This is a genomic window from Flavobacterium sp. Root935, assembly GCF_001429295.1.
Lineage (GTDB): Bacteria > Bacteroidota > Bacteroidia > Flavobacteriales > Flavobacteriaceae > Flavobacterium.
Genome location: NZ_LMJL01000007.1, coordinates 895,689 through 922,676 on the forward strand (window position 1 = coordinate 895,689; position 26,988 = coordinate 922,676).

At 34.9% G+C, this 26,988-nt stretch carries 21 protein-coding genes and 3 tRNA genes; 17 read left to right on the top strand and 7 right to left on the bottom strand.

From position 1 onward, the window contains the following. Positions 1-37: 37 nt before the first annotated feature. The 12 genes from ASE40_RS05390 to ASE40_RS05435 all read left to right on the top strand — a co-directional run bounded on the left by ASE40_RS05390 (position 38) and on the right by ASE40_RS05435 (position 12,372). A complete protein-coding gene (locus ASE40_RS05390) occupies positions 38-571 on the top strand; it encodes a hypothetical protein (RefSeq protein ID WP_057115903.1) in 534 nt (177 codons plus the stop codon). 40 nt (positions 572-611) lie between these two features. After that, the gene (locus tag ASE40_RS05395) at positions 612-1,202 is read left to right on the top strand and encodes a DUF4082 domain-containing protein (RefSeq protein ID WP_057115904.1); all 591 of its coding nucleotides are present in this window, start codon (positions 612-614) and stop codon (positions 1,200-1,202) included. Positions 1,203-1,373: 171 nt separating this feature from the next. Beyond that, on the top strand, positions 1,374-3,947 hold the full coding sequence (locus tag ASE40_RS05400; protein ID WP_057115905.1) for a M1 family aminopeptidase: 2,574 nt from the start codon (positions 1,374-1,376) through the stop codon (positions 3,945-3,947). Beyond that, entirely contained in the window at positions 3,944-4,870 is a 927-nt protein-coding gene (locus ASE40_RS05405; protein ID WP_057115906.1) for a DUF58 domain-containing protein, read from the top strand. The genes ASE40_RS05400 and ASE40_RS05405 overlap by 4 nt, the downstream gene beginning before the upstream one ends. 94 nt (positions 4,871-4,964) lie before the next feature. Next, positions 4,965-5,024, top strand: a tRNA-Asp gene (locus ASE40_RS21980). A gap of 606 nt (positions 5,025-5,630) precedes the next feature. After that, positions 5,631-5,689 (top strand) — tRNA-Asp (locus ASE40_RS21985). 59 nt (positions 5,690-5,748) lie between these two features. Further along, complete coding sequence (locus ASE40_RS05410; RefSeq protein WP_057115907.1) at positions 5,749-5,994, top strand: GIY-YIG nuclease family protein; 246 nt, start codon at positions 5,749-5,751, stop codon at positions 5,992-5,994. A 341-nt stretch (positions 5,995-6,335) separates the two neighbouring features. Beyond that, positions 6,336-7,148 carry a helix-turn-helix transcriptional regulator gene (locus tag ASE40_RS05415; RefSeq protein WP_057115908.1) on the top strand — a complete coding sequence of 271 codons (813 nt, stop codon included), beginning with the start codon at positions 6,336-6,338 and terminating at the stop codon, positions 7,146-7,148. A gap of 241 nt (positions 7,149-7,389) precedes the next feature. Then, positions 7,390-8,694 (top strand): TolC family protein, encoded by a 1,305-nt coding sequence (locus ASE40_RS05420; RefSeq protein WP_241774324.1) that lies wholly within the window; start codon positions 7,390-7,392, stop codon positions 8,692-8,694. A gap of 89 nt (positions 8,695-8,783) precedes the next feature. Then, positions 8,784-9,833 (top strand): HlyD family secretion protein, encoded by a 1,050-nt coding sequence (locus ASE40_RS05425; protein WP_057115910.1) that lies wholly within the window; start codon positions 8,784-8,786, stop codon positions 9,831-9,833. Position 9,834: 1 nt separating this feature from the next. Beyond that, positions 9,835-11,418 (top strand): MFS transporter, encoded by a 1,584-nt coding sequence (locus ASE40_RS05430; RefSeq protein ID WP_057115911.1) that lies wholly within the window; start codon positions 9,835-9,837, stop codon positions 11,416-11,418. Positions 11,419-11,706: 288 nt separating this feature from the next. After that, positions 11,707-12,372: an HAD family hydrolase gene (locus ASE40_RS05435; RefSeq protein WP_057115912.1), complete on the top strand. Its 666-nt coding sequence runs from the start codon at positions 11,707-11,709 to the stop codon at positions 12,370-12,372. 83 nt (positions 12,373-12,455) lie between these two features. Here the strand turns inward: ASE40_RS05435 and ASE40_RS05440 are convergent, their stop codons facing one another. From ASE40_RS05440 to ASE40_RS05450, 3 genes are all read right to left on the bottom strand, one after another. Further along, positions 12,456-13,301: a class I SAM-dependent methyltransferase gene (locus tag ASE40_RS05440; protein ID WP_057116003.1), complete on the bottom strand. Its 846-nt coding sequence runs from the start codon at positions 13,299-13,301 to the stop codon at positions 12,456-12,458. 344 nt (positions 13,302-13,645) lie between these two features. Then, positions 13,646-14,437, bottom strand: coding sequence for a hypothetical protein (locus tag ASE40_RS05445; protein ID WP_057115913.1), 792 nt, complete (start codon positions 14,435-14,437; stop codon positions 13,646-13,648). A gap of 312 nt (positions 14,438-14,749) precedes the next feature. Continuing rightward, positions 14,750-14,980, bottom strand: a complete 231-nt coding sequence (locus tag ASE40_RS05450; RefSeq protein ID WP_057115914.1) for a helix-turn-helix domain-containing protein — start codon at positions 14,978-14,980, stop codon at positions 14,750-14,752. A gap of 86 nt (positions 14,981-15,066) precedes the next feature. Here ASE40_RS05450 and ASE40_RS05455 point away from each other — a divergent pair, with 86 nt between their 5' ends. After that, complete coding sequence (locus tag ASE40_RS05455; protein ID WP_057115915.1) at positions 15,067-15,300, top strand: hypothetical protein; 234 nt, start codon at positions 15,067-15,069, stop codon at positions 15,298-15,300. Between the two features lie 321 nt (positions 15,301-15,621). Here ASE40_RS05455 and ASE40_RS05460 read toward each other — a convergent pair. After that, positions 15,622-15,703, bottom strand: a tRNA-Leu gene (locus ASE40_RS05460). A 109-nt stretch (positions 15,704-15,812) separates the two neighbouring features. Between ASE40_RS05460 and ASE40_RS05465 the strand changes: the two genes are divergently transcribed. Both ASE40_RS05465 and ASE40_RS05470 read left to right on the top strand, forming a co-directional pair. Further along, positions 15,813-17,201, top strand: a complete 1,389-nt coding sequence (locus tag ASE40_RS05465; RefSeq protein ID WP_057115916.1) for a dipeptidase — start codon at positions 15,813-15,815, stop codon at positions 17,199-17,201. Between the two features lie 349 nt (positions 17,202-17,550). Further along, on the top strand, positions 17,551-18,663 hold the full coding sequence (locus ASE40_RS05470; protein ID WP_057115917.1) for a glycosyltransferase 61 family protein: 1,113 nt from the start codon (positions 17,551-17,553) through the stop codon (positions 18,661-18,663). A gap of 193 nt (positions 18,664-18,856) precedes the next feature. Here ASE40_RS05470 and ASE40_RS05475 read toward each other — a convergent pair whose 3' ends face one another. Further along, positions 18,857-20,221 carry a saccharopine dehydrogenase family protein gene (locus ASE40_RS05475; protein ID WP_057115918.1) on the bottom strand — a complete coding sequence of 455 codons (1,365 nt, stop codon included), beginning with the start codon at positions 20,219-20,221 and terminating at the stop codon, positions 18,857-18,859. Positions 20,222-20,409: 188 nt separating this feature from the next. Between ASE40_RS05475 and ASE40_RS05480 the strand changes: the two genes are divergently transcribed. Both ASE40_RS05480 and pckA read left to right on the top strand, forming a co-directional pair. Next, entirely contained in the window at positions 20,410-20,796 is a 387-nt protein-coding gene (locus ASE40_RS05480; protein WP_057115919.1) for a DUF423 domain-containing protein, read from the top strand. A gap of 301 nt (positions 20,797-21,097) precedes the next feature. After that, entirely contained in the window at positions 21,098-22,702 is a 1,605-nt protein-coding gene (pckA, locus tag ASE40_RS05485) for a phosphoenolpyruvate carboxykinase (ATP) (RefSeq protein WP_057115920.1), read from the top strand. Between the two features lie 247 nt (positions 22,703-22,949). Here the strand turns inward: pckA and ASE40_RS05490 are convergent, their stop codons facing one another. After that, positions 22,950-24,008, bottom strand: coding sequence for a phytase (locus ASE40_RS05490; protein WP_057115921.1), 1,059 nt, complete (start codon positions 24,006-24,008; stop codon positions 22,950-22,952). A 73-nt stretch (positions 24,009-24,081) separates the two neighbouring features. Next, positions 24,082-26,889: a TonB-dependent receptor gene (locus ASE40_RS05495; RefSeq protein WP_057115922.1), complete on the bottom strand. Its 2,808-nt coding sequence runs from the start codon at positions 26,887-26,889 to the stop codon at positions 24,082-24,084. Positions 26,890-26,988 lie beyond the last annotated feature (99 nt).

The window sequence follows — 26,988 nt, forward strand, 5'->3', positions numbered from 1 at the left end:
AAGAAGTATTTAATTAATTTTTTAAAACCAAATTGTTATGAAATTTTCAAAAACCATTTTTACAATTTTCTTACTAGCCATTTCTACAATTTCATGCAGCGGCGATGACGGAACTGATGGTGTTAATGGGGCAGACGGAGCGCCAGGAGCAGCTGGGACAGCAAATGTTATTTACAGTGCATGGTTAACAGCACCAGCAGCAGCTGCAGAAACAATAGACGGTACTTCGGGAATGTCTACAACTATTAATGCGCCAGAACTATCAGCAGACATTCTTTCTAAAGGAACCATATTAGTGTATGTTTCTTTTGGATCAGGTACTTACACAGTGCCATACACATCTACCGCAGGAGGATTCGTAAATACAATTACGGCTATTTCTAATCTGCAAAAAATCAAATTATTTAGATTTAGACATGATGGAGGAGGAACAGTAAACCTGCCAACAACGCTTAACTGGCGATATATTTTAATTCCTGGAGGAGTAGCGGCCACCGCAAAAACTGCAAAACTAGACTATTCTAAAATGAGTTACGAAGAAGTTTGCGCACATTTTAACATCAAACCTTAATTCTGAAATCAAATAAAATCAATTAATTAAAATATATATTATGAAAGCTCTAAAAACTATTTTGACCCTTTTATTAATTGCCGTTTCTACGGTTTCATGCAGCAGCGATGACGATAAAGATGCTGTTAAATATAATGAAGAAAATCCTCTAGATGCTTATATGGCAGGATCTGGATTTAGCCAAAAAGCTGTAGATGTAAAAAACTCAGGAATTTATGAATATGGTTTTAGTTTTAAACCAACCGTAACGGGAAAAATAAACTCCTTGATTGTAAAAATTCCAGATGTAAATCCAACTTTAAGAGTTACTCTATGGGATGCTGCAACCAAAACAGTTATAAAATCTGAAACTATAAATGTAGCTACAGCTAATGTTACAGTCGAAAAAGCAATTTCGCCAATCGCACTAACTAAAGATAAAGAGTACTTTTTTACAGTAAATAGTGACGACTGGATCAACAGAACAAAAACAGATGGATCTGCAGCGACTTATCCAATTGTGGCTGGAAATATTACTATTACAGGATATGCTTATATCTCCAGTACAGCAGCAGAAACTATTTTCCCAACAAATGCACGTAATACCTATTATGCAGGTGACGTTACATTTAAATTTCAACAAACAGAATAATTCTTTTTTTGGATAGCTTTGAATTAGTAAAGGAAAAGGTTTGGCGGTAGTCAAGCCTTTTTCGTTAAAAATACAGTTTGTTTTTTTTAGACTTGACGGGTTTTTAAAACCTGTTAGGTCTTTTTTTGGAACTTATTTTCTATTTTTAGCAAATCTTATATTCCTTTAAAAATGAAAATTCTATACACCTTTCTTTGTTTTTTTATGTTGATTTCTAATGGTTTTTCCCAATCAAAAGAAAAAGAAAGTGTGCTTTTAGAAAATGGGGTTTCAGAGCAATTGGCGCAGTTTCGTAAAAAGCAGATTTCAGAAGTTCAGTATAATTTGTCATTCGAGATTCCCAATCAGAAAGAAGAAAATATAAATGCCCATTTGACGGTAAATTTGAATATATCTGATTTAAGTCAGCCTTTACTTTTTGATTTTAAAGAGAAAACTTCAAATATAAAAACAGTTGCCATAAACGGAAAAAGTCTTCCCATTGTTCACCAAAACGGGCATATTGTAATTCCTTCTTCGGGTTTAATTTTAAGAAAAAATGCGATTTCAATTTCTTTTATCGCGGGTAATTTATCGTTAAATAGAAATGACGATTTTCTATATACACTTTTAGTTCCAGATCGCGCAAGTACCTTATTTCCATGTTTTGATGAGCCAGATATTAAAGCTGCTTACAAATTGAGTCTTTCTGTACCAAAAGATTGGTCGGTTTTGGCTGGAGCCGATGTAAAAGAGAAAATCGATAAAGGTAATTTTATCACATATATTTTTGGAGAATCAGATAAAATGAGTACCTATTTATTCTCTTTTGTAGCAGGGAAATTCAAAAGCACGACGCAAAAACCAGGTTTAGAAATGACGATGCTGTATCGTGAAAACAGTCCGGAAAAATTCCGCGTAAGCGCAGATACTATTTTCAATCTGCATCAACAATCCTTAGATTTTTTACAAAAATATACCAATTATAAATTTCCATTTCAAAAGCTGGATTTTGCTTCGATTCCTGTTTTTCAGTATGGCGGAATGGAACATGTTGGTGCGATTCAGTATCGAGAATCAACGTTGTTTTTGGACAACAGCGCAACCGACAGCGAAAAATTAAACCGCGCCAAACTCATTGCACACGAAACCTCACATATGTGGTTTGGCGATTTGGTCACAATGAAATGGTTTGATGATGTTTGGATGAAAGAGGTTTTTGCCAATTTCATGGCCGATAAAATCATGAACCCGATTTTTCCGAAAGTCAATCATAATCTGCAGTTTTTTACCGCGCATTATCCTAGCGCTTTCGCGGAAGATCGTTCTTTAGGAACACATCCAATCAAACAGCATCTGGCGAATTTAAAAGACGCTGGTTCGCTGTACGGAGCCATTATTTACAATAAAGCGCCAATTATGATGCGTCAGTTAGAAGCTTCGATGGGAAAGGAAGCTTTTCAGAAAGGAATTCAAAACTACATTCAAAACTACGCCAATGACAATGCCGATTGGAATAATTTGGTAGAAATTCTGGATGCAGAAACGCCGCTCGATATGAAAAAATGGAGTGACGTTTGGGTAAACAAATCTGGAAGAGCGATTTTTACGGATAAGAGTGAATACGATTCTAAAAACCGAATTAAAACTTTTGAAATTCAGCAAAAAGCAGAAGACAACTCCAATAATATCTGGCCTCAGGTTTTTCAGATTGGTTTGGTTTATGCCAATGATGTAAAAGTTCTGACGATTAATATTAATGATAAAAACACCGTTTTAAAAGAAGCCATCGGACTTGAAAAACCAATTGCCGTTGTTTATAATTACAATGGTTTTGGGTACGGAGTTTTTCCGCTTGACGGGAATAATTTAGATTATATTTCTACATTGAAAGATGAGGTTGCAAGAGCGTCTAGCTACAGCAATCTTTATGAAAATACATTGCTTGGAAATGTTTCACCAGATAAAGCTTTTAATTGTTTTCTGAAAGCAATTCAAACAGAAGAAAACGAATTGGTTTTGAGAATTGCTTCTAATAATTTAAATACAATTTATTGGAGATTTTTTACCGAAAAACAACAAAGTAAAGTTCAGAAACAGCTTGAAGGTATTTTGTACGAACGTTTACAAGCTAATTTATCAGCCAATATCAAAAAGACATTGTTCGGATTATTCAGTTCGATTGCCTATTCTAATTCGGCGAAAGCCAGTTTATATAAAGTTTGGAACAGAGAAGTCTCGATTCCGAATTTGAAATTAAACGAAGACGATTATACCAATATGGCAATGAATCTGGCTATTTTTGAACATCCAAAAGCAGATGAAATCTTGAAGAAAACCAGAAAATCTTTCACTAATCCGGATAAACAAAAACGTTTTGAGTTTTTGCTTCCCTCTTTATCAAAAGACGAATTGGTTCGTAATGCTTTTATGGAATCTTTAAAAGAGGATAAAAACCGTGAAAAAGAATCGTGGGTTTCTGTTGGATTAGCGAATATTCATCATCCGCTTCGTCAGGAAAATGCACAAAAATATATCAGATTTTCATTAGATTTGGTTGATGAAATTCAGACAACGGGAGATATTTTCTTCCCGAAAGACTGGCTGGATAATACAGTTGGAAAATATTCTTCGAAATTTGCCTTTGATGAAGTACAGCGATTCTTAAAAGAAAACCCTAATTTTAGTCCTATTTTAAAAAGGAAATTATTTCAATCGACAGATTTGCTTTATAAAGCACAAAATATTAAAAAAGAAACCGAATGAAAATCGAATCGGAAATAGAGAAAGTCTCCAGTTTTCAGCATCTAGAAATGCTGGCCAATCAGGTTGTGGAAGGTTTTATATCGGGAATGCATAAGAGTCCGTTTCATGGGTTTTCGGCTGAATTTGCTGAACATAAAGTGTATAATGCAGGCGAAAGCACTAAACATATCGACTGGAAATTATTTGCTAAAACCGATCGTTTGTACACTAAACGTTTTGAGGAAGAAACCAATTTACGCTGTCATTTAATTGTTGACAATTCCTCTTCCATGCATTATCCTGAACTCAAATCAAATCAGCCTTTTTATGAAAAGAAGATTGGTTTTGCAGTTTTGGCTTCGGCTGTTTTAATGAATATTTTAAAGAAACAGCGAGATGCAGTTGGTTTGAGCGTTTTCTCCGATAAATACGAATATTACGCTCCCGAAAAAGGAAGCGATCGTCATCATAGAATGTTGTTAAATAAACTGGAAGAATTATTACAGCAGCCAAAAGTCAAAAAAACAACGGATACCATTACCTATTTACATCAAATAGCAGAAAAAATGCATCGCCGTTCGATGATTATTTTGTTTACGGATATGTTTCAGGCTGAAGATGATGAAAAGCTTTTTAATGCCTTGCAACATCTTAAGCACAACAAACACAAAGTAGTTTTGTTTCATGTTGTAGATAAAGAAACCGAATTGAAATTTGATTTTGACAACACACCAAGAAAGTTTATCGACTTAGAATCGGGAGAAGAGGTTTCTATTTTTGCTGACAATGTAAAAGAAGAATATGAAAAAAGGGTAGAAGCCTATTTTAAAAATCTAGCTTTAACCTGTGCCAAGAACCAAATTAAGTACGTTCCGGTAAATGTTGGTGACAATTTTGAAAAAATATTGACTACATATTTGGTTGAAAAACAAAACTTTGGATAAATATTTGAAAATTTATTTCATTTTTTTTACAAAAACGCTTGCAGAAATGAAATTCTGTACTATCTTTGCAACCGCAATAACGCAGAGGTTTGGTAGTTCAGTTGGTTAGAATACATGCCTGTCACGCATGGGGTCGCGGGTTCGAGTCCNAATATTGGGAAAAGCCTTTCTTTTAAGAAAGGCTTTTTTGCCCAAAAACGGTATCTAAGATTAGTTGTGTTGTTTTGCTACGACTTTGTAACTCGTAGCTGGTTTAGTAGTTAGACCAATGAAAAGCTTTCCACTTTTGTGGATGGCTTTTTTGATTTATAGCCTTTATGATAAAAGGCAAATTCCAAATTTTGAAGCCTCAAAATTAAATTCCAAATTCCAAATTCCAATTCCACAACGTTTGTCATTTCGACGAAGGAGACTCGAGCGACAGCGAACTGGCGTAGCAAATGTCCGCAAGCAATTCTATAAAGATTTTCTACTCATATATTGAAAATAGCGCTTGGTTTCAACCAAGGCAAGCACAATGGATATAAATCGTTGCCTATGGCTGAAACCGTGGGCTGCGTTTAGAAAAATGATAAATATTTCTATGTGAAAACCTTCTCGGTTAAGAAAAAGAAAGAAAGTTCTTCTTTTTTAATTTGCGGGCAATTTTTAAAATATTGGAATTTAAGCAATTAAAAATTTCTCAATTTTTATTCCTAAAAACCCTTGCAGAATCCAACTTCTGTTGTATTTTTGCACTCGCAATAACGCAGGGTTTGGTAGTTCAGTTGGTTAGAATACATGCCTGTCACGCATGGGGTCGCGGGTTCGAGTCCNCTAAGTTGTTAAAAATGCCTATCATTACGATAGGCATTTTTTTTATCATTAAGTTTTGATTTATGTTTTACGTTTACATAATTTATTCTAAAACCTTTGATGTTTATTACAAAGGATTTAGTGAAGATGTCGCTCAAAGATTATTGTACCATAATGAGAATAGAAGTAGGTATACTTCGAATAAAGGGTCATGGGAGTTGGTTTACTCAAAAGCATTTGAAACTAAAAAAGAGGCTTTAATCGAAGAATTGAGATTGAAAAAGTTAAATAGAAAATCACTCGAAGCTTTGATTCAGGATAAGGAATAAAACAAAGGTGTTAGAATACATGCCTGTCATCTCGTCTAGGGACGAGACGGGTTCGAGTCCTCTCGTTAAGAACGAGAAAAGTTGTTAAAAATGCCTATCATTACGATAGGCATTTTTTTTTATAACAATTTGGATTCAACCGCAAAGTACGCTAAGATTTTAAAGTATGCTTTTTTAGAAAGCCAAAGTTCGCAAAGCTTTGTATTGATCCAGCTTTGCGAACTTTGTGTTTTCTATGCGTACAGTAAAATTAAATCTTAGCGTACTTTGCGGTTAAATCACTACTGTTTTACACTCCAAACTATTTATTTCTTCTTATATTTATATGTCATTATACTTCAATGGAACATTCCGGTCAGAAACTAGATAAATATTACATCAAAAAAGTAGATGCTGATAAAAAAAGCATTTACTGCCACCACGATTTGATGGGGGAATTGTTTGTGCCAACACACAAACACGACAAAGCTCAAATGCTCTATGCCGAAGGCGATGTTGTTTTTGTAACGACGGAAACCAAAACGTACTTTTTGCCAGCAAGACATTTTATCTGGATTCCGAGTGGGGTGGAGCATAGCATAGAACCGAAATCGGAAAGTGTGACAATGCGAAATTTGTATTTTCCAGTAGAAAAAAACGAAGATGAGTTTTATAAGGTTGAAGGTATTTATCCCGTCAATAACTTATTGCTGCAAATGATGCTTTTTACCAATCGTTGGAATGGCGATCTTAAAAAAGGAACGCCAAACTTTACCATCGCCAAAGCAATAAAAGCAATTCTTCCTCAAATCTGCACTAATAATCTTCCGTTAGAATTACCGCAGCCAAAAGATAAACGACTTAGTAAAATTCTGCGTTTCATTGAAAACAATCTAGGCGAAACGATTCTGTTTGCAGATGTCGCCCATGAATTTGGTTATAGCGAACGCTCTTTGTATCGCTTGTTTCAAAAAGATCTCAAAATGTCTTTTATTCAATATTATACCATTCGAAGAATCTTAAAAGCAATCGAACTTTTATTAGAAAGAAAACTTTCTGTAAAAGAGGTAGCTCTAGAAGTAGGTTACAATAGCGTTCCGACTTTCAGCAACACATTTTTCAAGATTTTAGGACAAAGACCTTCCGATTATTTAAATGGGGAGGATATTTTGTAGTTTTTTAAATCTGCGTGAATATCATAAACCAAATCCATTTTGTAATAAATTGTTATTCAATGTTTTAATATAACGTTTTCGGAAAATAAGATTTTAACATTTGTCCGAAATGAATACGTTATTGACTTTTTAGAATTATCAGTCATCGTAAAAATGAAGGAACTTTGCAGCATAAAATATTTATGTATTCATGTTCCTTAAAACAACAAATTCTACAGACGATTGTTTTCTCAAAAAACTAATGCTATTGCTAATTTTATTGGCATTCAATAGTTTACAAGCGCAGGAAATTCATACGGTTTCGTTAAAAGAAGCGATGAAACTGGCAAAAGAAAACAACAAAAAAATCCTTCGATCTCAAATAGAGATCACGCTCTCTGAGCAAAATATTAAAGAAAGCAAAGAACTTCGCCTGCCGGATATCGAATTAAACGGCGAGTATTCCAGAATTACGAATATTACCGAATTTAAAGGAAATGGTTTCTTGAATGGAAAAGAAGTAACAAAAGCGATTCCTGAAATCTATCAGGTGAATTCAACTTTTAAAATGCCAATTTATGCTGGTAATAAAATCAATAACGCTATAAAGATTGCGAATCAGGAAAGCGAAATTGCAAAAATAAAAACTGAAAAAACCGAAAATGATATTGAGCTCGAAGTGGTAGCCAATTATCTTTCGATTTATAAAATGATGGAACTTCAAAAGATTTTTGAAGAAAACATCAAAGAAGAAAAAAGCCGATTGAAAGAAGTGCAATCGCTTCAAAAACATGGAACGGTTACGAAAAACGAGGTTATTCGTGCCGAATTACAGCTTTCGGATCGTGAATTAAATGCGCTTACAAATTCCAAAAACATTAAAATTGCGCTTCACGATCTGAAAACTTTAATTCAGATTCCGGAAAACGAGGAAATTGCAATTGATACTGCTTCAAATATAGATGAAATGAATGGTTTAGATCCGTATGATTTTTATATGAATAAGGCTTTGCAAAACGAAGAAATGCGTATTGCAAGCCAGGAATTAAACATCAAAAAAACAGAGCTGCAATTGGTGAAAGGAAATTATCTGCCAACGGTAAACTTCTTCGGGAATTATGGTTTTTATTATCCTAATTATAAATTCTTTCCTCCGAATCCGTATTTGTACACTTTAGGGCAAGTGGGAATCGAAGCGCGTTTTGATATTTCGGCTTTATATAAAAATAAAACCAAAGTAGAACAGGCTAACAAAAAAATCGAATGGCAGCAAATGCAGTCGGAAATTATAAAAGATGAAATTCAGGATCAACTGTATAAAGAGCATACGCAATATCAGGAAATCCTTGAAAAATTTGTGGTGGTCGACAAAGCTTTGGATTTAGCCAATGAAAATTACCGAATTGTAAAGCTGAAATACTTAAATCAATTGGTTTTAATAACGGAAATGGTCGATGCCGATAATGCTTTGCTTCAGGCGAAATACAACAAAATTTCTACGCGATTGGATGCAGTTCTGAAACATTACGAATTGCTTCATACGGCGGGGATTCTTCCTCAGAGTTAGATGTTAGATGTGAAAAGTTAGAAGAAAGAGGCAAGAGGCAAGATTTAGAAGTAGATAATAGAAAATAGACAAGAAAAGATATAGAGTTTATGGTTAAGATAAAAAATGAAACTAGAAGAAACAAAACGTTTCATATACTAATAACGGTTATTGCGTGTGCGCTTGTGGCGAGCGGGGTTATTTTGGGAATTTGGTTTTACGTTTTCAACAGAAATCACGAAGAAACCAACGATGCTCAGGTGGAGCAATATGTAACGCCAATTATGTCGCGAATTACAGGTTATGTACAGGAAGTTCGTTTTAACGAAAACCAATTTGTGCATAAAGGCGATACTTTGGTTGTAATTGACAACAGAGAATATCAGTCAAAACTGAATGTGGCTTTGGCCGATGTTCAAAACGCGAAACAAAACAGCGTTGTAGCGCAGAAAAATGCTGTAAACACAGCAAGCGCAGCAGCGATAAGCGAATCGCAATTAGATGCTGCAAAATCGAATCTTTGGAAAACAAAATTAGAATACGAAAGATATCAGGCTTTGGTGAAAGATGAAGCGGCAACGTCTCAGCAATTAGAGAAAGTTAGGGCAGATTACGAATCGGCGCAGGCACATTTTCAGGAAATGAAAAATAGAATTCATTCGGCAGATTTAAGTACATCTGTGGCCGAGGCTAATGTTCCGACAACACAAACGAATATCGCATCCAAACAAGCTCTGGCAGACAATGCGGCATTATTTCTTTCGTACACGATCATTACAGCGCCTTACGACGGCTGGGTTGGAAAACGAACTTTACAGCCAGGGCAAATGGTAAAAGAAGGACAATCATTGCTTTCAATCGTAAGCAAAGAAAAATGGATTACAGCCAATTTTAAAGAAACGCAATTGCAGTATTTAACTGTTGGACAGGAAGTCGAAATAAAAGCCGATGCATTGAGCGATAAAACTTTCGTTGGTACAATTGCTTCTTTATCGCCTGCGAGCGGGGCAAGATTTTCATTGCTTCCGCCAGATAATGCAACAGGAAACTTCGTTAAAATTGAACAAAGAATTCCAGTTCGAATTCAGTTAAAAGATACCGACAAACAAACCGATTTTTTAAGAGCGGGAATGAATATCACCGTGATCGCGGCACACTAAAATGGAAGATAAAAGTATTTTTAAATCTTGGGTTCCAAAATGGGCAATCATTATTATTTTGTTTGTCTGTCTTTTGCATTCCATGATTTTATTGGGAGTTTATACTTCAAACGTAACCTACGCAGCGAGTTTTCTGGACATCGAGCCAGAAGATTTGCAGTTTGCGATGTGCGTTACGTACGGAACTTTACTCGCCACAATTTTAATCGAAAGCAGATTTTCGAGTTTTTTTCCTGCAAAAAATTACTTGATGGCGGTGTATTCCTTAATCGGGATTACTATTGTCTCATCGGCTTATATTACCAATTTTTATCTTTTTTTAATGTTGAGAATTGCCGAAGGAATCTTAATGGCTCTTCCGGTAATTACGATCAGACAATTATTAATTGAGCAGTTTAATTCTAAAAATGCCATTATAATAGGTTTTTCGTTTTACTACGGTTCGCTGTTATTGTCAACGCCATTTATTATGAATATTGCGGTTTGGTTTCTGGATCATTACGATTGGAAATACATGCTGTACGTTTCGGGCGGCTTGCAGGTTTTGAATGTCTTTTTAATCTTAGTTACTTTTCGTGGGCACCGAATCACAAAGAAAATTCCGTTGTATCAAATCGACTGGATGAGTTATTTTTTGGTTTTAACTGCCATTCTTTGCGGTGCTTACTTTTTTGTTTATGCCGAAAAAAAATATTGGTTTGAGTCTTCGCACATGGTTGTAATGCTGATGATTGCACTCATTACAGGAGGTTTATTTATCTTTAAAGAACGCTTGGTAAAAAGACCGACTTTTGATTTTGAAGTCTTTAAATATGCCAACCTGCGAATTGGGTTTTTATTGTTTTTCCTTTTCTATATCAGCAGGGCAACGCTGAGTCTTTGTCATTCAGCGATGTTTTCTATTTGGAATTGGGATCCGTCACGAGTTGCGGGCGTGCAATACATTAACGGACTCGGAAATGTAATCGGACTTATTTTAGCGGCTTATTTTCTGATGAAATCTGTTTCGACAAAAGTTATTTTCATTATTGGATTTTCGCTAATTGCATTGTTTCATTTTTGGTTTACGTTTCTTTTTGTGCCCGATGTGGCTTTATCAGATATTATCGTTCCGTATATTTTGCAAGGAATCGGTGTTGGGTTTTTATTTGTTCCGCTCATCTTATTTACCACATCATCGGTTCCGGCAAAAATGGCGGTTTCTTCGGGAATTGTTGGAGTTTCGGGTCGTTTTTGGGGAAGTACAATTGGTTTTTGCGTGATGCAGAATGCCGTTGTATTTTTAAACAAAAAGCACTTTTTAAAATTAAGTCAATTCGTAACAGGCGATAATCCCGAAGTACAGCAAACTATTGCTTCAGCAACACAGAGTTTTATGGCAAAAGGATATTCTGCAGATAACGCAAATACTTTGGCACTTAAAAAAGTCTTCGGAACAGTTGCGAAACAAGCGACTTTATTAGCCGATATGGAAATTTATACGATTGTTGGTTATGGTTTGGTGGTTTTGATTATTCTAATAGCATGTAATCAGCATTTGAGACAGACAATGACTTTGGTTAAAAGTAAGATTTGGATTGGCTGATGAATTAATCTCGCAAAGGCGCAGAGTCGCAAAGGTTTTTAAAGCCACAGATTAATAAGATTTAAAGGATTTTTTTCTCATTTTATGTCATTTCTCTCCAGAAGTCTCAGGATCGAAATGACAAACAGTACTTTGTAATCATTACTTAAAATAAAAACTTTGCGACTCTGCGCCTTTGCGAGATTCAAAAAAAATCTTAGCGAATCTCTGCGAAAAACCTCCGAGAATCTCTGTGAAATAACCCTTTATTACCCTATCTTGCAAACGTTAAAAAACAAAAAATATAAAATGAAACAGCAATGTGTAATTTTTGATATGGATGGCGTGATTTCGCATACCAATCCGCATCATGTAATCGCTTTTGAAAAGTTTTTCGATAAATATAATGTTCCTTATACAAATGAAGAATTCGAAGAACATATGTACGGAAAACATAACAGTTATATCATGACGCATTTCTTCAAGCGCCCAATTGCGGGAGAAGAACTGCTGAAACTCGAAGACGAAAAAGAAGGAATGTTTCGCGAAATTTATAAAGACAAAGTAGATACGATTCCGCATTATTTGGATTTTTTAAACGAATTAAAAGCTCGCGGATTTAAAACGGCTGTTGCAACGTCGGCGCCGCGTGCGAATCTGGATTTGATTGCAAACGCTTTAAAAATCTCAGACAAAATGGATTCGATGATGTCCAGCGAAGATGTAACACTTCATAAACCAAACCCAGAAGTATATCTAAAATCGGCAGAGCGTGTGGGAGTTTCTCCGTCTGATTGTGTGGTTTTCGAAGATTCTTTTTCGGGCGTTACAGCGGGATTAAATGCAGGAATGAAAGTTGTTGGCGTTTTGAGTACACATACGAAAGAACAGCTTCCTGTATGTGATTTTTATATTAATGATTATAGTGAAATTAATGTGGATAAGATTATTGAAATATTAAATTCCAATAAATAAATTCCAAATTCCAAACTATACGAGAGACCTTTGTCAAAGTTTTAAACTTTGACAAAGGTTTTTTCTTGACAAAACTTTTAAGACTATTTCTCTCCAGCAATTACAAGTGCATTTCCATCAATAATAACATTTCCGTCAGGGAATTTTTCATTTACTAAAGTAAAAACTTCTTGTCTGATTTTTTCTCTCATTGCATCATCGGCATTGCTGAGTGCGGCGACAAAAGGCGCGGCAATTTCTGTGATCAGATTCCAATAGACATCTGCAGTACCGCAATTTAATTTGCCAGTCAGTTCTGTTTCGGTAGTATTTTTAAACCCAGCCTGTTGGAAAATATCGCTTATTAAACCACTTTTCGAACAGCGAAACATTCCCGGAGCTTCGGGAGGCGGAGGCGTGAGCTGCATGTTTCTGTTAATCGTTCCGCCAACAGCGGTGACCCAGAAATTTTTCTCAGGTCCGCTCCAGACCGCAGTTGCGATTTTGCCGCCAGGTTTCAGAACCCGATACATTTCTTTTGCTGCTAAAAGCATATCAGGAAAAAACATAAAACCCATTCGACAGCTTATCGCATCAAAGGTATTGTCATAAAAAGGAAGTTCGCTTACATCGCAAGCTTTAAATTCGACATTTGTAATTCCTTTTCTAAAAGCATTTTCGCGGGCAATGGTAAGCATATCGTCAGCGAGATCAGTAATAACGACTTTTCCGTCAGAAAGCATCGCAGCAATGCTCAAGCCTGGTTCGCCAGTTCCAGCTGCGACATCTAGAATTACGTCTGATCCTTTTGGGTTTATCGAACGGATGATTTCATCGGCAAAAGGTCTCATAAAATCCAGAATTTCATGATCCCATTTTTTCCAGCCTGGAGAAAATTTGTTCCAAGATGCTTTTTGCTGTTCCCGAATTTCTTGTAGTTGTGGTTCCATTTTGTTTATTGTTAGGTTGTTGAAAACGAATTTTATAACCGAAACAAAATTTGGGGAATTTGTTCTGCAAATAGGCAAAGAGAAGAGTTTTTGGCAGATTTTTTTTGGATTAGCAAAGTTACGGAATAAATCTTTTTGGTGAACTGGTTTTAGTGTTAATTTATTGATTAATAGTGTTTTGTGTTTTTGTTTCTCATCACAAATTACCACCAAGTATTGTCATTCGATCCTGAAGTCTCGGGATCAAAATGACGAACTAGACTTTAAAAAAAAATAAATTACATAGATTGTCTCCCTGCTTTAGCTGGAGGTTTCTGTTTGAAAAGAAAAAGGCTTTAGCCGAATCAATAGTTTTCCTCCAAAAAAGCAATCCAGCCTTTTTCAAATTCTTCGGGTTTTATGTTAAGTGCTTTTTCGATGCTGCCAAATGAAGCTATTAGTTTGGGCAGGCTGTCTTTTCCCCATTTTTGGGTCATATATTCGATGATTGTGTAGCCGATATTATAAATCTGATTGCTTTTATTAAGCTCTTCTAAAGTCAGGTTTTTGCTTTTGGCGTATTTTACGCTTAGCGAATTTACTTCTCCAGCCTCAAAAATACTGATCGATTCCCAAAGCCAGCGCGGATATTCGGCTTTAAATTTTTTACCAAATTCCTTTTCAAAAGTAAGTCGGTCTTGGGTGATGATTGTTTCTTTTGCCCTGTCGATTAATATATTGAGTTGAACGCAGTGCGTAAATTCATGAAGCGCAGTTTTGAGAGGATCGTCTGGAAAAATAGAATTAAACCAATTCGTCCACACAAAATGAAATTCATTTGGACCACGGCTCGTGCCTTTTGTATTTTCTTTTAAACCAGTAGCGCTATTAAATTTGTATTGCGAACCATAAACAAAAACCTTTATCAAGTCGTGTTGTACATCTTTTAGATTTTCTCTTATTTTCGCATAATTGTTCTCCAAATGAGTGCTGACTTTTTCAGCCTCACTTTTATAAATTCCGCTGTAAGAAATAATAAAATGTTCCGATTTAAGAGTTCGGATTTCTTGTTTAACGGTAAAGCTTCGAACTGTTCTTGCAAAGTAAAAAACCGCAATAATTCCTAAAAGAATAATTAATAATCTGTATTTTCTCATGTGTTCTAAATGTTTTTTTGAGATTTAAAAACAAGCGAATTTTGAGAATTAGGTTTTTGGTGTTTTAAAAATAAGAATATTTAGAGACTAAACACAAAAAGATTTAAAGAAATTTCTGAAGCAGTTTCTGTTTTTGCCACAGATTATTAAGATTAAAAGGATTTTTGGTCTTTATTTATAATTTTTATGATTTCATTTCTCGTTCCTCGAAATGACAAACTAGACTTAAAAAAATAAATAAATCAGATGAATTGCCTCCCGCTTTAGCTGGAGGTTTTTTATGATTGAAGGTGAAAGGCTTTAGCCGAATTATTATTTCAAAGGAAAATTAAACAATTCTTTAGGTTCAATATCTAAAGCATTCGCAATTTTTACAAGGGTTTTTACAGAGGTATTAATTTTAGCAGTTTCTATTCTTGCTATTTGAGATTTAGTAATACCAGAATCATCAGCTAAACCTTGCTGTGATAAGTCTTTCTTTTCACGTAATTGTCTAATGTGAATGCCTAGATTTATAATAAAAGTTTCTTCTGAAATATTCATATTTCAAAAGTGGAAAGATTTAATTTGTTCATGTGGGCATTTATGCCTACAAATTATTATATTTGCCTCGAATAAAAAATAAGATAATGACTACAGAAATACTTTCGAATGAACTTGAAAATAGACTAAAAGCGTTTTTTACTGATGTTATCGATCCAAAAGATATGGCGAAAACTATACGAGAGGTAAATTATATTCTTTCGTTATGCTCCATGCGAGGATGCGAAACAGTAGAAACTGAATTCAACAATCTCGAAGATAATTTTTATTGGCTGAATAGATTAGCAGAAGTTCTGGATCCTTATTTGGATGTTGATTAAGTAGAAGAATCATTTCATTTCGACGAAAGGAGAAACGAAAACAGCAAATCGACAAAATGATATTGTTTCTTAATTTTTTTCATGTTGTACACCCGTCGGTTTGCTGGAGTCTCCTTTCGTCAAGGTGAATTATAATGCAGGTTGCGATATAGTTTGTCATTTCGACGTAAGGAGAAATCTTCGCAAGTAGATCCGTTGCGAATATCCAATCTTTGTGGAGCTTCTCGTGGGGATTTCTCGTTCCTCGAAATGACAAGATTGTGTGAAATTGGTATTTATCAAAAACAAAAAAGCTTCTGATTTCTCAGAAGCTTTTTTCAGTGCGGATAATAGGACTCGAACCTACACGCCTTGCGGCACCAGATCCTAAGTCTGGCATGTCTACCAATTTCACCATATCCGCTCAATTGTGGGTGCAAAGATAAACATAACTTCTAAATTTCAAAGCATTTTTTTAAAAAAATTATTAATTCTCTTTTTTGTATTTTTGAGTTTCTATAAAAATAATTTAAATGGAAAATATTAAGTCCTACGTTCAACAACATAAAGATCGGTTTATCAATGAATTGATCGAATTATTAAAGATTCCGTCGGTTAGTGCCGACACTGCATATTCTCAAGATGTTATTGACACAGCAGAGGCTGTAAAAGAAAGTTTAACAAAAGCAGGCTGCGATTTTGTCGAAACTTGCGATACTCCAGGTTACCCAATTATCTACGGAGAGAAAATTATAGATCCAAATCTTCCAACGGTTTTAGTTTACGGACACTATGATGTGCAGCCGCCAGATCCGTTAGAATTATGGACTTCGCCACCTTTTGAACCTGTTATTAAAACTACAGATATTCACCCAGAAGGCGCAATCTTCGCGCGTGGCGCTTGTGACGACAAAGGTCAGATGTACATGCACGTAAAAGCGCTTGAGTTAATGGTACAAAGTAATACTTTGCCTTGTAACGTAAAATTCATGATCGAAGGTGAGGAAGAAGTGGGTTCTGCAAGTTTGGCTTGGTTCGTAGAACGCAATCAGGAAAAACTGAAAAATGACGTTATCTTGATTTCAGATACAGGAATGATTTCTAACCAACAGCCATCGATTACGACTGGTTTAAGAGGTTTGAGTTATGTTGAGGTAGAAGTTACAGGTCCGAACCGCGATTTGCATTCTGGTTTATACGGTGGGGCAGTAGCGAACCCAATTAATATTTTGGCCAAAATGATTGCTTCTCTTCACGACGAAAACAATCATATTACGATTCCAGGATTCTACGATAAAGTTCAGGAATTATCTGCAGAAGAAAGAGCTGAAATGGCAAAAGCGCCTTTTAGTCTAGAAAAATATAAAAATGCTTTGAACATTGCTGATGTTTACGGCGAAAAAGGATATGTAACCAACGAAAGAAACTCAATTCGTCCGACATTAGATGTAAACGGAATCTGGGGCGGTTACACTGGCGAAGGTGCTAAAACGGTTATTGCGAGTAAAGCTTTTGCCAAAATCTCAATGCGTTTGGTTCCAAATCAAGAGTGGGAAGAAATTACAGAATTGTTTACAAAACATTTTACAAGCATTGCTCCAGCTGGAGTTACGGTAAAAGTAACGCCTCACCACGGTGGTCAAGGTTATGTAACGCCAATTGACAGCATTGGTTATCAGGCAGCTAATAAAGCGTATACAGAAACGTTTGGAGTTCCTGCAATTCCTGTTCGTTCTGGAGGAAGTATTCCGATTGTGGCTTTGTTTGAAAAAGAATTAAAAAGTAAAACAATCTTAATGGGATTTGGTTTGGATTCTGATGCGATTCACTCACCAAACGAACATTTCGGAATCTTTAATTACTTGAAAGGAATTGAAACTATTCCGTTGTTTTACAAGTATTTTGTGGAACTTTCTAAATAGTTTTTTTAACCGCAAAGAGCGCTAAGGTTTATCGCAAAGTTTGCTAAGATTTTTTAGATAAGAATTAAAAAAGTTCGCAAAGCTTCATTATGTAGCTTTGCGGACTTTGTGTTTATAAACGTAACCTTAAAAAAGCTTTGTGCTCTTTGCGTTAAAAAAAAAANTTTTTTTGTTCTAGTTTTTGGAATTTAAACTTTCAATATTAAAATTTTAAATTTACCATTTGTTTTTTATTAAATAAATTAACTTATTTTGTTTATTTTTATCATTCATTTTGTTTGTATTATGAAAATAATTCCATGTTTTAAAAATTTCTAATTTTATTTTAATGTTGCTTTAATATTGAAGAATGGGCTTAATAGAAAAAAAGGTTAGATTTTCGCCCATTGGGTACACGAGATATCTTAGAGGATTAAAAAAACCTCATTCGATGTTTCGGGAAGGAAAAATTTTGGAAAGTCTCGCATCAAAATCATGGGAAATTGCTCCTGGAAATACCACCGTTTCGCCAAAAGCTTATTTTCTCAACGGTCAGTTAGAACGCATTACAGGCACAGCTTATACCGATGATCCTTATACTGCAATGCATGGCGGTTTTACTGTCGAACACGCCCCAACACGCGCATATAGGCTAAAAGATGCTTGGATGATGAATGGGTTTATTTATAAAGGACTTCATAATTTCCGACTTCATCCTTCTTTTCAACTTTCTAAAAAGATGAATTATTTTCCGCCCGCTATTATAGAAGCAGAAATTAATGATGCTGCAATTTATAGCACATCAGAAGGCAATCAATATTTTGGACTTTGGCTGACCGATGATTGTGCTAATTATGCCTTGGCTGCAACTGAAGGAGTTCCAGTAACTTCGAATATTATTCCTTATTCGCACATGCTTGAATATGAATCATTTTTAGAAATGAATCCAATTCGAACAAATGCGGCTTACTTAAAAAATGCTATTTTCTTTGATGATAATTGGGGAAATAATCAAAATAAACATACCCGATTCGCTGCTAATAGAAACAAATTATTGTCTTTGTTTCCCGCAGCTTCACATCCCGCAGCTTCACATCCTGGAGTTTTCATCCTGCGTCGAAATTCCGGAATTTCCCGGGTTATGTTGAATGAAATCGAAATCGCCGAACAACTCCAAGAAAAATACGGATTTAAAATTGTCGATGTTACCAAGAATAGTGTTTCAGAAATACTTTCGGCGTGTTCTGGTGCCAAAATTCTTATAGGTATTGAAGGCAGTCATTTATTTCACGGACTCATGACTCTTGAGTCAGGAGCTTCGGTTTTGGTCCTTCAACCTCCAAATCGTTTTAGTGCTGTCATTAAAAATACTACAGATATGGAGAATATCAATTACAGCTTTGTTGTTGGAAGTCAAAAAGAGGAGAATTTTTATATTGATTTGGAAGAAGTGGAGAGAACGCTTTCTTTATTAAGGTTCTAAGTTGCTAAGATTCTAAGATACTAAGTTCTTTGTCAAAGTTTTAAACTTTGCCAAAGATTAGTCTACCAGAAAACTCTGTCCCTCTGAACCTCTGCTTCTTTGTCCCTTAAAAAACAAAAAAAATCCGCTTCAATTTCTGGAAGCGGATAAAATTACAAACTAAAAAATCTAAAAATTAACATGCAGATCCAGATTAAAATAAATCTGGATTATATCCAAAATAAGGTACTTTTTGTTCATTAAAAATTACACCATATTCTTCTAACTCTTTTAAAATAGGCTCGTAAACTTCTTTTTTAATCGGAAGCTGTACTCCGGGAGTTGTTATTTTTCCATTGAGAATCAATAATGTTGCAATGGCAACCGGAAGTCCGACTGTTTTTGCCATAGCAGTATAAGTCTGGTCTTCTCCAGTACAAACCATTTTAGAATCGATTTGTTTCTTTTCTCCGTTTATTTCATATCCGAACTTATGATACATTACAATCATATCTTTGTCATCTGGTTCAAGAGCCCAGCTGTCGGTTAAGATTTTTTCTAAAATTTGTGCAGGTGTAGCGTTAGGCAGATTCACTTTTTTGTGTGGGTTAAATAAATCCAGTTCCAAAAGTTTATCCCACATAATATCGTCTTGATCAATTTTTAAAATCAAACGTGTTTTGATTTCAACAGAATCTGTCGGGTGATACGGAAGAAAAGAATTCACAAACTGACGATAACTCATATTTTCAGAATCCTCAATAATATAACTGTCATCTGTCATTCCGAGTTGTACAAACATATTCCAAGCTCTAGAATATCCCACTCGTCGAATTGTTCCTCTGTATAAAGTGAGAATATCGTCCAGACCGTAAATAGATCTATATTTAAGAGAATCCCGATTCGAATAAGCTTCAAATTTCCCGTAGCCCTCAACTTCTAGAAATTCAGTTCTCCTAAATAAAGCACTGTACGGAATATACTTATAAGTTCCTTCTTGAATAAATTTGGCTGCGCCGCCTTGCCCCGCCAAAACCACATTTCGAGGCGCCCAGGTAAATTTATAATTCCATAAATTATTATCAGATTCAGGAGCTACAAGTCCGCCGCAGAAAGATTCAAATAATAGCATTTTTCCGCCTTTTGATCGAATTTCATCAATAACCTTCATGGCGCTCATATGATCGATTCCTGGATCAAGACCAATTTCGTTCATGAAAATTAAATTGTTTTTTTGAGCTTCTTCGTTCAAAGCCTGCATGGCATCACTTATATAAGACGCAGTAACCAAATGTTTTTTGAATTCCAGGCAGTCTTTTGCAATTTCGATATGAAGATGTGCAGGCAGCATCGAAATCACAATCGAAGCATTGGCAATAGCTTTTTTTCTTTCTTCGGCATTAAAAATATCTAAGGCAAGCGGAGTAGCATTCGGATGATTTTGTGTCTTTGCTTTCGCTAAATTCAATGAAAGGTCTGCTACAGTTAAATGCAGTTTTTCTTCGTTAGATTTTGACAACAAATATCGAATCAAAGAAGATGCAGATCTTCCTGCTCCAATTATTAAAACGTTTCTCATGCTTTAAATATTTAACACAAATATATTAAAATGTTACAATTATAACAATTTTAATTAAATAAAGTTAATTTTTATTTTTTGTTTTGAGTGAAAAAATAATGTTATTCTATTCTAAATAATCGAGAAACTAAAGCGGTTTTTTGGTTTGTTTGAAGTATTTTTGTTTCAAATTTCAAAAGATATAAATCATGAAACGAAGAATTGTTCTTACTGGAGCTTTTATAGGTATGTTAGCTATTATTTTGGGTGCTTTTGGAGCTCATTTATTAAAAAAATATCTTTCGGTTGATCAATTAAATACTTTTGAAGTTGGTGTTCGCTACCAAATGTACCACGCTCTTTTTCTGTTGTTTTTATCTACTCAAAAAGATATTGCAGAAAAAACATTAAAAGCCATCTATAATTTAGTAGTTGCTGGAGTAGTTCTTTTTAGCGGTTCGATTTATTTATTGGCTACAAAAGACTATACTTTATTTGATTTTAAAATTATAGTATTCGCAACTCCTTTGGGTGGTTTTCTATTAATTATTGCTTGGACGCTATTATTCTTTACGATTTTGAAGCGAAAATCATAAAATCCCGAAAAAAAAATTCTGTCTAAGAATTAATCTTTAATTTTGTCTCATAAATAACATATAACTTTAGTTATGTGAATTTTTTCTATTTTCTGTTGTAAAACTAAAATAATATAACAAATTCACTCATAAGGTTGTAAATAAACAAATTAGGAGCAGTTATTTTTTTCTTTTTGTAATTTTTAAAGTGAAATTTCTCTTTTTTCGTATAAATCAAAGTGAAATTTAATTATTTTAAAAGGAATAAGAATTAATCTGTAATTTTGCTTCTGAAATAAATATCACACACAACTTAAAATTTATGGACACTAACACAGTTTTCGCGCAATCGATTTCGTTAAAAGAATTAGGAATTGAAAATGCAAAAGTTCGTTATCAACTATCTGCAGATGAATTACATGCGATTACTTTGCAGTCAGGACAAGGTGTTGAGAATTCTACCGGAGCGTTGGCAATTAATACAGGTGAATTTACAGGTCGTTCTCCACAAGATCGTTTCATTGTAAAAGATGATATTACAAAGGATCAAGTTTGGTGGGGAAATGTAAATATCCCGTTTGAACCTCAAGCTTTTGAAAAGCTATATAATAAAGTAACAGCATTTTTATCAGACAAAGAAGTTTTTGTTCGCGATTCTTATGTTTGCTCTGATCCAAATTATAGATTAAATGTTCGTGTTGTAACCGAAACAGCTTGGTCAAATTTGTTCTGTTACAATATGTTTTTAAGACTAGAAGAATCGGAACTGGCTAATTTTACTCCAGAATGGACAGTAGTTTGTGCACCAAGTTTTATGGCAGATCCTGCTGTAGACGGAACACGCCAATCTAATTTTGCTATCTTAGATTTTACAAAAAAAATTGCTTTAATTGGAGGAACAGGTTATACTGGAGAAATGAAAAAAGGAATTTTCTCTGCATTAAACTTTATACTTCCAGTTTTCAAAAATACACTTCCTATGCACTGTAGTGCGAATGTTGGAGAAGACGGAGATACAGCAATTTTCTTCGGATTGTCTGGAACAGGAAAAACAACTTTATCTGCAGATCCAGAACGTAAATTAATCGGAGACGACGAGCACGGCTGGACAAATGAAAATACTGTTTTTAACTTTGAAGGTGGTTGTTATGCTAAAGTAATCAACTTAACAGAAGAGAACGAACCAGACATTTTTAGAGCAATCAAAAAAGGAGCGCTTTTAGAAAATGTGGTTTTTAAAGCAGGAACAAACGAAGTAGATTTTGACGATGTTTCGATCACACAAAATACTCGTGTAAGTTATCCAATAACTCATATTGATAATGTACAGCCAGGTTTGGTTGGACATAATCCAAAAAATATATTTTTCCTTACAGCAGATTCTTTCGGAATTCTGCCTCCAATCTCAAGATTAAACCCAGGTCAGGCGGCATACCACTTTATTTCTGGTTATACTGCAAAAGTTGCTGGAACAGAAGCTGGTGTAACTGAGCCTCAGCCTAATTTTTCAGCTTGTTTTGGTGCACCGTTTATGCCTTTACATCCAACTCGTTATGCTGAAATGTTGAGCAAAAAAATGAAAGATGCCGGCGTAAAAGTTTGGTTAATCAATACAGGATGGACTGGCGGACCTTACGGAATTGGAAGCCGTATGAAATTGAAATATACTCGTGCCATGATTACCGCTGCTTTAAAAGGAGAATTGGATAATGTAGAGTATGTGAATCATAAAGTATTTGGAATTGCAAAACCACAATCTTGTCCAAATGTTCCAGAAGAGATTTTAAATCCGAGAAATACTTGGGAAGACAAAGATTTATACGATCAAAAAGCATTAGAATTAGCACAAAAATTCAAAGCTAATTTTGCCAAATTTGAAGAGTTTGCAAACGCTGAAATCTTAGCGGGCGCACCGATTACAGAATAAAAGGAATTAGTTAATTCAAATTAAAAAAAAGCTGTTCAGTGATGAACAGCTTTTTTTGTTTTTTGTGTATGTCTGATATTGCTTGTTTGTCTCCCTGAGCGAAGTCGAAGGGCGCTTCAATTGGAAACTGGGCTTCGACTTCGCTCAGCCTGACAATGAGTAATTTTTAAAGACATTGAAACGCAGTTTTCAGCACAGTTTAAAGGAAAGTACTGAAAAACTGCAATTTCAAATCAACACTGAATCTTTATTTTTTAGCCTCGTCTATGCGTTTTTGGATCAAATCCCAAGCATAATAATGGAAAGTCATGCCGTTGCTCATCGCTACGAAAAGTCCGTTTTTGTATTTTGGGCCTAAGTTTACGCTCGTAACATCGGCACCATCGCATTCAATTGTAGAAGTTGGAACTTCAGCTAACAATGGATGTTTGTTTGGGTTTCCGTTGGCACCTTCTCTTGGGTAAACCATAAAAGAATTGGCCTGCTGGTTGGATACTAAAATATATCCTGTAGAATCTGTTTTTTTGTAAATCGCAATTCCTTCGTGATCTGCCTTGAAATCTTTTTGACCAAAGAAAGCCAGTTCTTTATTATCATTTAAAGCTGGATCTGCTTTGTATTTTCTAATTCCAGCTTGTTCGTCGCAATAGTAAACAAATCCTAATTCGTTATCAACTGCTATAGCTTCGATTTCTTTTTTACCGCTGTAAGTCCCGAATTTACGAACCACTTTTGCAGCAGCAAATTTTCCGTTTCCAGAAAGTTCGTACTGCCATAAATAACTTCCAGAAGCTCCCGTTTTTCTTCCTACAATAGCAAAAATTTTCTGATCACTTGGACGTGTGTATAATGCAACTCCCATTGGATCTCTTTCTGCATCTCCTTCAAAAACAGGAATTCCGCCATTGTCAATCGGTTCTAAATTTGGCAGGCTGAAGATTCTAATCTTGTTGCTTTCGCGTTCTGTGGTAACGGCAATATCTACTTTTTTTCCGTCAATGATCAATCCATAAGCGATATCAACATTGTTGGGACGTTTTAACGGAATTGATTTTTTAAGGATTTTTCCATTCAAATCAAAAGCATACAAACCACCATCGGTATCTTTATCAGTTCCAACAATAATACTTTTTGACGCATCGTTTGGGTTAATCCAGATCGAAGGATCGTCTGTATCATGAGGCAATGCTTCGGTAACATTTGTTGGTTTTACGGCATTTGGTTGAATAGGAGCTAATTTATCGTCTTTACAAGCTGTAAAAGCAAGGCTTAAAAGTAAAAAAGCAAGTATCGATTTATTTTTCATTTTGGTATTTTATTTTAAATGAATTAGACAGAACCGCTAAGTCCTGTCTAATTTAGTAGTTTTAGTATTGATTTTACAAGTCTAATTTCAATCCGAAATTGTAACGAGCTTGATAGTATTCTGCTTGTTTCGTATGAGCAGCAACTCCTTGGTAGTAACGTAACGGCTGATTGGTTAAGTTATTAGCTTCTGCAAAAAAGCGAAGTTTTGGAGTAATTTTATAAGAAGCGTTTGCATCTAAGAAAAACTGCTTGTCATAGTAACTGTCTTTATAAGACTCAGAACCTAATTCATCTAAATAATCAGATGTAAAGTTTGTTGAGATTCTAGCAGAGAAACGTTTGTTTTCCCAAGATAAAGATCCGTTAAACATATGAGGAGTTGTTCCTGGAAGACTAATGTCGTTTCTTTCATTTCCATCCTCATCTGCAATTCCTTTAGCTTTAGATTTTGTGTAAGTATAGTTTAAATAGATACCAAAACCTTTTAAGAATTTACCAGGAAGGAAATCTAACTGACGCTGGAAAGCAACTTCGAATCCGTAAACATCAACAGTGTCTCCGTTTCTTGATTGTAAAAATGACCAGTTTTCGCCCGCTGGAATTGGATTTACTTGATTTGGAAAATCCGTCGCAAATTTAGCATCAGTATATTGATTGTCGCTGTAGTTGTATATAAAATCATTTAATCTTTTGTAGAAAACACCTCCAGAAATCAAACCAACAGATTTGAAATAGTTCTCTGCCATGAAATCATAATTGTATGAATAAGTAGCATCAAGATCAGGATTTCCAGCTGTAATTTCTTTGTCTGCAGCAATGTTATTTACATAAGGAGCTAATGCATAATAATTTGGTCGTGCTAAAGCAGTGGTTGCAGCAGCTCTTAAAATCAAATCTTTTGTCGCATTGTATTGGAATGAAATACTTGGTAAAAGATTGGTATAAGAGTTTGTATTGTTGATTTTGCTCTCTAATTCTTCTTCGTCCAATACACGGTTTCCTGTATAATCAATGTGAGTATTCTCCACACGGAAACCTAAAACCATAGAAAGTTTATCATTAAAATCCTGATCCCATCTTACATACGCAGCAGTAATTCTTTCTTTAGCATTATAGTTTACTGCTAAATATTCTGCTGGATCTGCTTCTTTTTCGAATAAAGCAGCATTGTTTAAATCTAAACTTCCTAAGAAAGAAGCTGAAGCGAAAGTTCCTGGCACATATTTACTTCCTGGATTAAATCCGTTTCCATCATAATAAGATGTTGGAACTTGTGATAATAACTCCATATCGTCGTTAATTGGAGTATAAGAATAGAACATATTATTTCTTTCTTTCTCTTTTAAACGAAGTCTAAGACCCGTTCTCAATCTTCCTTTTTCACCTGCAATTACAGAAAAAGGAAAACGGATATTAACTTTTGCACCAAATTCGCTTTCACTTGTTTCATCTGTATTTTCAGTAACAGAATCAAATTTAAATTCGTCTGTTGATTCGCCAACAGTTGTCATTAATGGAAATCTTGGATTAGATAAATCTTCAAACATTTCTAAACCTTTTTGACGGTATTCGATATAACGCTCACCTGGACGGTATTCTCTAGCTTTTGCGTAGTTTGCAGACCAGTCTAAATCTAATGTAGAATTGATTAAGTGTTCTCCACGAATCGAATAATTTTGAACTCTTTGATCTTCTAATCTTCGGTTTTTGTTTCGGTTGTTATCAAGACCACCTTTTGTCTGACGTTTTACACGACCTTCAAATCCTGTAATAGTTTCGCCATCGTAAATAGGTTCAATATCATCATAAGTTGTTCTGAAACGGTTTTCTCTATCGTCTCTCCAGTTGTAAATTGCATTAGCAAAAATGGTGTTGTTTTCGTCAAATTTGTAATCTAAAGCAATAGATCCGCTGCGGCGAATACGCTGTACATCATATTTTCTAATTTCTGAAGCTTGTAGGTATTCATTTCCAAAATCATCTTTTACCCATTCGTTTTCGATATTATCAGATCCGTAATCAACATTGTTATAAGAACCACTGAAAACGGCTCCTAATTTATTATCAAAAAAGCGATTACCATATACAAAACCAGCAGTGTAAGAAGCGTGGTCACGAATTGGCAAATATCCTCCGGCAAGTGTTGCAGAAATTCTTTCGCCATTTGGAGTTGCTCTAGTAATTAAGTTTACAGAACCTCCAATCGCGTCTGCATCCATGTCAGATGTTAGCGTTTTGTTTACTTCAATTGTAGAAATCATATCAGACGGAATTAAGTCCATTTGCACATTTCTGTTATCTCCTTCTGCAGACGGAATACGGTCGCCATTTAAAGTTACAGAATTCAAAGATGGAGCTAAACCTCTAATAATAATGTTACGAGCTTCACCTTGATCATTCTGCATGGTAATACCAGGAACACGTTTTAAAGCGTCTCCAACGTTAGCATCAGGAAAACGTCCCATTTGATCAGAGGAAATTACGTTTCCAATATTTTTATTGTTTTTTTGCTGATTTAATGCTTTCGCCTGACCTTTTAAGATGTCTCCAACAATAACTTCATTCAGTTCAGTTCCAGAGGTTTTAAGAGCAAAATCGATTACATTGTTTTTTCCTTGTTCAACTTTTATTTCTTGAGTTAAAGAAGTATATCCGATATATTTTACTTCAACTTTATAGCTCCCCTCATTAATATTCAATAACTCAAAACGACCGTTATAATCAGAAACGGTATATTTTTTTTCGCCAACTATTTGAATCATAGCTCCAGGAAGAGGCAGTTTGTCATCAGCGTCTAATATCTTTCCAGATATAATCGCCTTTTGGGCAAAACCCGTTAGAGATAATAAAAAGAGTGTTAATACTAAAAATTTTTTCATTGTGTGTGTTTAGTTTGATTTTGGTTGCGAAGCTAAAGCCCTTGTATTACTAAACCCTTGAAAAAAAATTAACATAGTGTTATGATTCCTACCCAACAT

Coding starts and splice junctions, on each gene's coding strand:
- ASE40_RS05390 (WP_057115903.1), top strand. CDS start 38: ATGAAATTTTCAAAAACCATTTTTACAATTTTCTTACTAGCCATTTCT.
- ASE40_RS05395 (WP_057115904.1), top strand. CDS start 612: ATGAAAGCTCTAAAAACTATTTTGACCCTTTTATTAATTGCCGTTTCT.
- ASE40_RS05400 (WP_057115905.1), top strand. CDS start 1,374: ATGAAAATTCTATACACCTTTCTTTGTTTTTTTATGTTGATTTCTAAT.
- ASE40_RS05405 (WP_057115906.1), top strand. CDS start 3,944: ATGAAAATCGAATCGGAAATAGAGAAAGTCTCCAGTTTTCAGCATCTA.
- ASE40_RS05410 (WP_057115907.1), top strand. CDS start 5,749: ATGTTTTACGTTTACATAATTTATTCTAAAACCTTTGATGTTTATTAC.
- ASE40_RS05415 (WP_057115908.1), top strand. CDS start 6,336: ATGGAACATTCCGGTCAGAAACTAGATAAATATTACATCAAAAAAGTA.
- ASE40_RS05420 (WP_241774324.1), top strand. CDS start 7,390: ATGCTATTGCTAATTTTATTGGCATTCAATAGTTTACAAGCGCAGGAA.
- ASE40_RS05425 (WP_057115910.1), top strand. CDS start 8,784: ATGGTTAAGATAAAAAATGAAACTAGAAGAAACAAAACGTTTCATATA.
- ASE40_RS05430 (WP_057115911.1), top strand. CDS start 9,835: ATGGAAGATAAAAGTATTTTTAAATCTTGGGTTCCAAAATGGGCAATC.
- ASE40_RS05435 (WP_057115912.1), top strand. CDS start 11,707: ATGAAACAGCAATGTGTAATTTTTGATATGGATGGCGTGATTTCGCAT.
- ASE40_RS05440 (WP_057116003.1), bottom strand. CDS start 13,301: ATGGAACCACAACTACAAGAAATTCGGGAACAGCAAAAAGCATCTTGG.
- ASE40_RS05445 (WP_057115913.1), bottom strand. CDS start 14,437: ATGAGAAAATACAGATTATTAATTATTCTTTTAGGAATTATTGCGGTT.
- ASE40_RS05450 (WP_057115914.1), bottom strand. CDS start 14,980: ATGAATATTTCAGAAGAAACTTTTATTATAAATCTAGGCATTCACATT.
- ASE40_RS05455 (WP_057115915.1), top strand. CDS start 15,067: ATGACTACAGAAATACTTTCGAATGAACTTGAAAATAGACTAAAAGCG.
- ASE40_RS05465 (WP_057115916.1), top strand. CDS start 15,813: ATGGAAAATATTAAGTCCTACGTTCAACAACATAAAGATCGGTTTATC.
- ASE40_RS05470 (WP_057115917.1), top strand. CDS start 17,551: ATGGGCTTAATAGAAAAAAAGGTTAGATTTTCGCCCATTGGGTACACG.
- ASE40_RS05475 (WP_057115918.1), bottom strand. CDS start 20,221: ATGAGAAACGTTTTAATAATTGGAGCAGGAAGATCTGCATCTTCTTTG.
- ASE40_RS05480 (WP_057115919.1), top strand. CDS start 20,410: ATGAAACGAAGAATTGTTCTTACTGGAGCTTTTATAGGTATGTTAGCT.
- pckA (WP_057115920.1), top strand. CDS start 21,098: ATGGACACTAACACAGTTTTCGCGCAATCGATTTCGTTAAAAGAATTA.
- ASE40_RS05490 (WP_057115921.1), bottom strand. CDS start 24,008: ATGAAAAATAAATCGATACTTGCTTTTTTACTTTTAAGCCTTGCTTTT.
- ASE40_RS05495 (WP_057115922.1), bottom strand. CDS start 26,889: ATGAAAAAATTTTTAGTATTAACACTCTTTTTATTATCTCTAACGGGT.